Annotated in this window: 11 protein-coding genes; all 11 read left to right on the forward strand. The window is 39.4% G+C overall.

Going from position 1 to position 7460, the window contains the following annotated elements:
* The first annotated feature begins 111 nt into the window (after positions 1-111).
* The 11 genes from FHS90_RS22000 (at position 112) to FHS90_RS22050 (ending at position 7351) form a co-directional block, all read left to right on the forward strand.
* Entirely contained in the window at positions 112-777 is a 666-nt protein-coding gene (locus FHS90_RS22000; protein WP_182514599.1) for a hypothetical protein, read from the forward strand.
* A 156-nt stretch (positions 778-933) separates the two neighbouring features.
* Positions 934-1224, forward strand: coding sequence for a hypothetical protein (locus FHS90_RS22005; RefSeq protein ID WP_182514600.1), 291 nt, complete (start codon positions 934-936; stop codon positions 1222-1224).
* A 754-nt stretch (positions 1225-1978) separates the two neighbouring features.
* On the forward strand, positions 1979-2644 hold the full coding sequence (locus FHS90_RS22010; RefSeq protein WP_182514601.1) for a hypothetical protein: 666 nt from the start codon (positions 1979-1981) through the stop codon (positions 2642-2644).
* Between the two features lie 83 nt (positions 2645-2727).
* On the forward strand, positions 2728-3162 hold the full coding sequence (locus tag FHS90_RS22015) for a hypothetical protein (protein WP_182514602.1): 435 nt from the start codon (positions 2728-2730) through the stop codon (positions 3160-3162).
* An 88-nt stretch (positions 3163-3250) separates the two neighbouring features.
* On the forward strand, positions 3251-3727 hold the full coding sequence (locus tag FHS90_RS22020) for a hypothetical protein (protein WP_182514603.1): 477 nt from the start codon (positions 3251-3253) through the stop codon (positions 3725-3727).
* Between the two features lie 96 nt (positions 3728-3823).
* Complete coding sequence (locus FHS90_RS22025; RefSeq protein WP_182514604.1) at positions 3824-4573, forward strand: hypothetical protein; 750 nt, start codon at positions 3824-3826, stop codon at positions 4571-4573.
* Between the two features lie 99 nt (positions 4574-4672).
* Positions 4673-5236 (forward strand): zinc-ribbon domain-containing protein, encoded by a 564-nt coding sequence (locus FHS90_RS22030; protein ID WP_182514605.1) that lies wholly within the window; start codon positions 4673-4675, stop codon positions 5234-5236.
* A 283-nt stretch (positions 5237-5519) separates the two neighbouring features.
* Positions 5520-5741, forward strand: a complete 222-nt coding sequence (locus FHS90_RS22035) for a hypothetical protein (RefSeq protein WP_182514606.1) — start codon at positions 5520-5522, stop codon at positions 5739-5741.
* Between the two features lie 78 nt (positions 5742-5819).
* Positions 5820-6128 (forward strand): hypothetical protein, encoded by a 309-nt coding sequence (locus FHS90_RS22040; RefSeq protein WP_206598739.1) that lies wholly within the window; start codon positions 5820-5822, stop codon positions 6126-6128.
* Between the two features lie 90 nt (positions 6129-6218).
* Positions 6219-6863: a hypothetical protein gene (locus FHS90_RS22045; RefSeq protein ID WP_066839846.1), complete on the forward strand. Its 645-nt coding sequence runs from the start codon at positions 6219-6221 to the stop codon at positions 6861-6863.
* A gap of 98 nt (positions 6864-6961) precedes the next feature.
* Positions 6962-7351: a hypothetical protein gene (locus FHS90_RS22050; RefSeq protein ID WP_066839848.1), complete on the forward strand. Its 390-nt coding sequence runs from the start codon at positions 6962-6964 to the stop codon at positions 7349-7351.
* Positions 7352-7460: the final 109 nt, after the last annotated feature.

The following is a 7460-nucleotide window of genomic DNA, read 5'->3' on the forward strand; positions in this document are numbered from 1 at the left end:
AGTACCTGAAAAAGGAAAAACAACTGCGGATAACTACGCCTAGAAGGCATCCAACCTCTACAATGCGTGCAGGACGCCTTCTAGCCTTGTTCGTTGGGCTTAAGTTAAAATATGAAAGTTGAATTGATTCCTGTAATAGAGATTGGATATAATAATCAAGGCATTGATGTACCTGAAAAGTATCCGTATTGGGAAAATTCAGAGCTTTGGGACAAGTATCACGAAGAATCATATTTAAAAGCTGGTTTTAAAGATAGATTAATTCCTTACTTGCCTGGCTCTTCCCTATACCGACTTTGCGATATTTCCGACAGCAACTTGACTAAGCTGGTGAAAGACCATACTCAGGATTTTAGGGATGGAAAATATGACAGGTCTCAAGTTAGCGCATTATTTGGCGGGTATGTACTAAAAATAAACGGACAGGATAAATTTTTCCCTCAATGCTGCGGGGAATTGGCGGACATCGAGTATTGGGAACGTATTTCTGAGGGGAAGCAGTCATATTACGAGGGACACCCTGCACCGCAAACTTATTTTAGCCAAGGCTCTGTTACAATGGATTTCTCCGTTGAAGAATTTGACGAGCCATTTCAGCCGTCCCTTCCCGATAAGAAAATAATCATCGATTTACAGGCACTAAAAATCGCTGTAGAAAATGCAAAAGCAGAGTTGAGAGAATTTGGGCAAAGACTTGTAAAAATAGATAAAGAAGAAAAATTAGAAATCAATAAAATTGACTGGCTTTTAATATGGGAAAACCCTAACTATGAATAAGAAAACCTAAGCCCAACATTGTGTAAACAACATGCTTCGGCCGACGGCCTCGCACGCTGTTTACACGAGGCCGTTGTATGGCATTGTAAAAATAAAATTTCGGGCTTAGATAGTAGATTGCTCACTTACCAATAAAACAAGCGAAATAGAATTGAGATGTTCCATATTGTTATTCATTGTCAGCCCAAAAAAGAAAACGAAGAGTTCTTTGGAAAAGTAATTGGTGCCTATGCTTCAGTCTTGCTTGACTTTAAAGATTATGATGGAGCTATGGTGCTATCAAAGCATTATGTAGAAGAGAATGGATGGGAAATTATAGAAATAGATGATGAATATTTTACATTCGACACCAAAGAAGATTTACCTGATGACTATCAACAATACTTCCATGAATTAGGTGAATATGGATACTCTATAATATTTAATTCCTATGAAAAAGAAGAATAAACCAGCGCCCGACTTTATCTACCAAGTATTGCAGAAGTAGAAGATTAGAAAAAGAGGACGAAAAAGTTGAGGTTCTCCTCGAGATGTTTTTGGGCTACTTTACGCAAAACAGGACAGAGATAAAAAAAAACGCGTGGCAACCTGTAAAGAACAACGCCATACAACAACAGCTAAACGTCAGCATCGGCCGACGGCCTCGCCCGTCGTTTAGCCAAGACGTTGTGGCAAATTTGAATAATGGCTTTTAGGTGAGGCAAGCAGAAAAAAACCTCAGCAAGAGTAGCAGAACCGACATAAAAAACGGCTAAGGTAGCAGAAGCATTCGGCAGAAGAATGAAGTTACCTTAGCAAAAGAAAGAAAACGCCGCCCGACTTTTACATTCAAGAGTAGCAGAAGTCGCAAAAGAGGAATTGACGTAGCGTTTGAGCAAGGACTGACGCAAAATGCTAGCAAAAAAAATTGACGCAGCGTTTGAGAAAATGAATTTATCGGCAACGCGTGCAAACCGACGGATGGACAAAGCGTTTTCGGCCTGATTTCCATAAAACGGCTCAAAAACGGATAGGAGGAAATCTGACCAAACTTCGGCAGGCTGTTTTGGGGCTACTTTCCGCAAAACAGGTCAAAAACAGAGAATAAAAAATCGGCTGGCTTTGCAGTAAAACAAACTCGCCACAACAATGCATAAACGTCAGCCTTCGGCCGACGGCCTCGGCCGTCGTTTATACGAGCCGTTATGGGTAATTTATAAAAATGAAAAAAATAATCTTTGCCCTTTTAGTTTTGGTTGCTGCATCTTGTGGCAGAAGCGATAATGATAAGAGCACATTATCAGTTGAGGCAAACACAGGCGATATAGATTCAAAAAATACTTCTAAGACAAACACAGAACTCTTCAGGGAATTCTTAAAGAAGTTCAGTCCTATCGGTCTTCCATACGTCTTCAGAGAAACCAGCGAAACTAGTGCGGATTACAATGGCTTGCAGAAACTGGACAAGAACTCAATAGATACTTTGTTTGCGAATGCAGAATTCTTCGATGAAACCTACTGTTTGGGAATGCTCTCGGACACTTCCAATTACTACGCCTTGGTTTTCCTGCAACCCGCCTCAGAGCATTACCCCGTTTTAGCGACTTATACCAAAGAAGGGAAACTTATTGGACAAGAAGACCTGATAAATGGCGCATGCGGCTCGGATTGTGGACTGGTTGAATGTACAATGACAGGAATAATAAAGAAAGACTTTTCTATCCTCAGCGTAGATAGCATCCGATACGAATATTCTTGTGACACGCTTGGCAATCCCATCCCCAACAGCGGGGAATTGATAGTTATTAGAAAGAGCGGTAAAGTACAAGGGAATGGGGAAATCCTAATGGGTAAAGAGAAAAGAACTGAAACAAAAACTAACCCATAACAAGGTGCATAAGCCATGCTACGGCCGACGGCCTTGCACGCCTCATGCACTAGACGTTGGGCGTAATTAAAAAAACAGTTTGAATGAGTTATGATTTAATGGTTTTTCAAAAAGATGCCGCTCCGTTAAGGAAAAAAGAATTTATGGATTGGTATCAAAATCAAACTGAATGGACAGAAGACCACAGTTATGATGACCCATCAAATACTTCCGATGATTTACGGAATTGGTATATAGAAATGCAAAAAAGCTTCCCTGATATAAACGGACCTAACGCAAGTGATGATAATGGAAGCCCGAATGAAACGGACTATAGTATCGGAAAGAATGTAATTTATGCGGCATTTAACTGGTCTCAAGCAGAAACAGCTTATCAAAAGACAGTAGAATTAGCTGCAAAACACAATGTTGGTTTTTTTGACGCGAGTGGTTCAAGTGATATTTGGATTCCTGATGGTAATGGAGAGTTGAAAAAATTAAAAGAAAACGAGACAAAACCTTGGTGGAAGTTTTGGTAAAATAACTACGCCCAACATTGTGTAAAATTTATGCGTCGGCCGACGGCCTAGCACACTTTTTACACGAGGCCGTTGGGTGTAAAATTAAATGATGAATAAAGCTTTACTAAAAGTCCTTCCAGTTTTGATTTTAGTAGCACTTAGCATGGGCATCTGGAAATCATGTAGGTATGACTGGAATCCTCATTACTTTAATAATAATGCGGTACAATTGGATAGCTTGCTCTATTCACCCGATAGTTCAAAAGCAGTAGTTTATTACACTTTAGATGTAGGAGCCCGTGGACTGAGACAATATCAAACCCTACTCAGAAAAGCCGACTTTGAAGATGAATTAACAAGATTTAGTTTGCCTCCTGAACTAATAATACAAAAATGGAGAAGCAATGACACATTAGAAGTGATTTACGACCAATATGAAGGATATTCCAAAGGTGGACAAATTACTGACTTGCCACTAGAAAAAGATACTTTGACAAGGAATGGAGCGACTATCCTGATTCAAGAGAGAAGAATGAATAAAAAGCAGAGAATTGAACAGGACATGAAGTATTACTCTAATTAAAAAAATTCTACACCCAACAATGCATAAACATCATGCTTCGGCCGACGGCCTCGCCCGTTGTTTATACGAGACGTTACCTGCAATTTAAAATCATAAATGAGAACATTAGACCAAGACGAGAAAGATTTTTTAACTGTTATTATCAATTATTATAAGAATGGCCAATTTACCAATCTTGCTTCGATTGTTGATAGGCATCTCCAAGACATTGACATATGCTTAGATTATAAAAACAAAACAGCGGAAGTAAAATTCGATTATACAAAGTTTATTACAAATACTAACCTCCTTTATAAAGTACAAGAGATATCTTTGATACTTATGAAGTATGTCAGGTTGTTGCAATATCTTCAAGGCCAAGATTATCTGTATCTATACCAAGTTGCGCAAACCTCAACTACAAATAGGTACGGACAATTGATTTCAGGAAATCAATCTATATCGTATAAAATTCAAGACCCGCATATATCTTCTTTACTCGTTGACTACTCATTTAGAGATATTGTCCTTGACCAGCCTTTAATTGATTTTGTTAATGCGGGTTATAGGTCATTAGAACAAGTCCGACATGAGCAAAATGTGGAAATTGCTCAGAATTCTTTATTTAAAGCTAATATTTCGATTATAGTAGCACTTTTCATTGGAGCTATAAGTATTGGAATATCATGGTATTTTGCCCAGAATCAAGGAACAACAGCCATTGACGAAAGCCAATTTCAAAGTATTAGGAAGAAATTGGATGAGTCAAATGTTAATTTAACGAAATTGGCTGATGAAATTTCTAAACAAAAACTTCCTGATACAGTCAAAACAATAATTATGACCCCTGTTAGAATAAAGAAATAAAACAGCAGGTAACATTGTATAAACACCATACATCGGCCGACGGCCTCGCACGCTGTTTATACGAGACCGTTAGCGGTAATTTAAATAATAAAAAGTCATATGTTTTGTACTAAATGCGGCAACGCAATCGGGGAATCGGACTTATTTTGCTCAAAATGCGGTACTCCGACTAATCGCACGGAAGAAAGTAAAACTGAAATTCAACCAGAAGCTGAGATTTTAACTATAACTCCAGAAAAGGAAATCTGCGACACCTGCAACCAGGAAAAGCGGAATGTGTACCAGAAAGATGAATATACTGGCAAGAACATTTGTGTCAATTGTGAGACAACACCAGGAATATGTCCGATTTGCAACAACAAACTAAGAACGGACAAAGCTCAACAATGTGCCAGTTGCAGTTCATCTTGGCGTGCTGACATTCCCCAACCGCTGACTTCTACTCCTAAAGTAAAAGTTCAAGAAAAACAATCGGACGAAATAAAATGCCCAAAATGTAAGTCAACTAATATAATGGCAAACAGAAAAGGCTTTGGAGCTGGAAAGGCTTTAGCGGGCGCGCTCTTAACAGGCGGGATTGGACTGCTCGGCGGTTTCATCGGCTCCAAAAAAATAATCATCTCTTGCTTAAAATGTGGCCATAAGTGGTCACCACAGAAATAAAAACTACCGCTAACAATGTATAAACGTCAGCCTTCGGCCGACGGCCTTGGCCGTCGTTTATACGAGGCCGTTGTGGCAAATTTTGAATATAGCTTCTAGGTGAGGCCAGCGTAAAAAAAATATCGGCAAGAGTAGCAAAAGCCAAAGAAGAAATCAGCAGAAGGATTGAATTACCATAGCAGAAGTTAATGAACGCTGCCCGACTCTGACCAGCAAACGGAGCAGAAGTTGCAGAAGAGGAATTGACGTTGCGTTTGAGCAAAAAGGAATTTATCAGCAATGCGTGCAGACCGACGGATTGCGTTTTCGGCCTCATTTTCCGAAATCAGGGCAAAAACGGGCGGACAAAGAAAAAGAAGAAAGCTTCGATTTGCGTTTTCGGGCTCTTTTCCTGAAATCAGACCAGAAACAGAAAAGAGGAATGCGCGTGGCAACCGCTAAAGAACAACGCCATACAACAACAGCTAAACGTCATCTCCAGCCGACGGCTGTCGCCGTCGTTTAGCCAAGACGTTGTGGTGCATTATAAATAAAGAATAAGTCTTAACACGCTCTTACCCTATCAAGAATTTTAAAATCACCGATGGAAAATTGGACGCCGATTGAATTAGATAAGTTAAGCTCCCTAATAAGGGAAGGAAGCTCTAAAATGTCGGACATCCAGAAACAGATTTGGGAATTAATCTCAATAGAACCCGAAAAATGGACGGAAGAAGAATTTGGCAGAGAGGGAGGCGGATTCTGGGTCGTAGCGATTGCAGGAAAAAAGGTAATCTGGTACAACGATATAGAAGAAGGGTTCAATGTTTCATCTTACATTGACTACGGTCAATTAGATGCTTATGGCGCTGAACAAGATGAATTGCAATGGGCAATAAATAAAATAAAATAACGACACCACAACAACGTGTAAACGTCAGCAGCGGCCGACGGCCTCGCCGCCGTTTACACAAGTACGTTATGGCCAAGCCTAAATAAAAAAATGAGAAATATATTCAAACTTTTTATTGCAGTTCTAACTGTCTCTTGCAGCAGCCCAAGACAGGAAGGTGAATCGATACCACTGGCTCAAGAAACTTTGAAAATACCAACAGTGGATACGGTACAAAAACTTGGAACAAATAAGGATAACTTATCAAATCTGGCTGCAAATGAAACACCCGCCGAAGAAGAAGCACCTGAGGAATGTGTATTCGACCAAGAAACGCAGACAGATGAATTCCTTAAAGATGTTGAGGAACTGAAAGGTTATAAGTGGGATTACGGGAAACGGACAGCTACTTTCCTACTTGAGACTGGCGACACTTTACAGATTTACAGGGGCGGGTGCAGCCACTTCGTCGTTGAAGCTGAGTTCAGGCTAAGGAACGACAAGACCGACTACTCAAATTGGGGTAATGTATATAAGAAAGCATTATGGATTGCAAAAGTGCTTGACAATGAATTTGACTACAAGGCGCTGAAGAAAGACATCGACTCAAAGAAAGTAACATTCGGCAGATACGAAGAAGTAGGAATCGACGTGGTGTATTTCACAAGCGAAGATTTGCGGGATAGGGAATATCAGATTGAGAGGAAATTGGAATCAAAGTTACAGACTATAACATTGAGCTACTCCATCATCTAAAAAGGCCAAGCCATAACATTGTATAAAAATCATGCTTCGGCCGACGGCCTCGCACGTTTTTTATACTAACCGTTGTGTATAATCAAATCAAACAAATAATGTATAAATATTTACTCCTTGCTTGCCTACTAATTACTTCTTGTAGTGCTTATTCACAATCCGACTGTAAAAATTTTAGAATTGGCAAATTCCAGAATGTAGAAAATGGAGTAATAAAATCTAAAATTACTAGAAGTGACTCTCTCCAAATAGAAGAATATGGAAATGTAAAAGTCACACTAAAAATTGAATGGATAGACGATTGTACATATAGACTTATATTCAAGGAGGGTAATGAATCCTTTTGGGCATCAAGACCAAAAGACAGACCGACTCCCGATTTGATAGTAAGAATTACGAAGACTGAAAAAGATTCATACTTACAAGAAGCAAAATTCGTCGGTGACAATGATTTTCAGTATAAAAGCAATATGGTTAAAGTAAAATGACTATACACAACAACAGTAGCTGTTGCACAACTCAGCGTTAAACAGTGCCCTGTTTCAATCCCTCTTCACTTTTCTCAAGTTGATTTCAATTCCTGCCGCCAAAAAGAGC

This window comes from Rufibacter ruber (genome assembly GCF_014138425.1).
Classification (GTDB): Bacteria; Bacteroidota; Bacteroidia; order Cytophagales; family Hymenobacteraceae; genus Nibribacter; species Nibribacter ruber_C.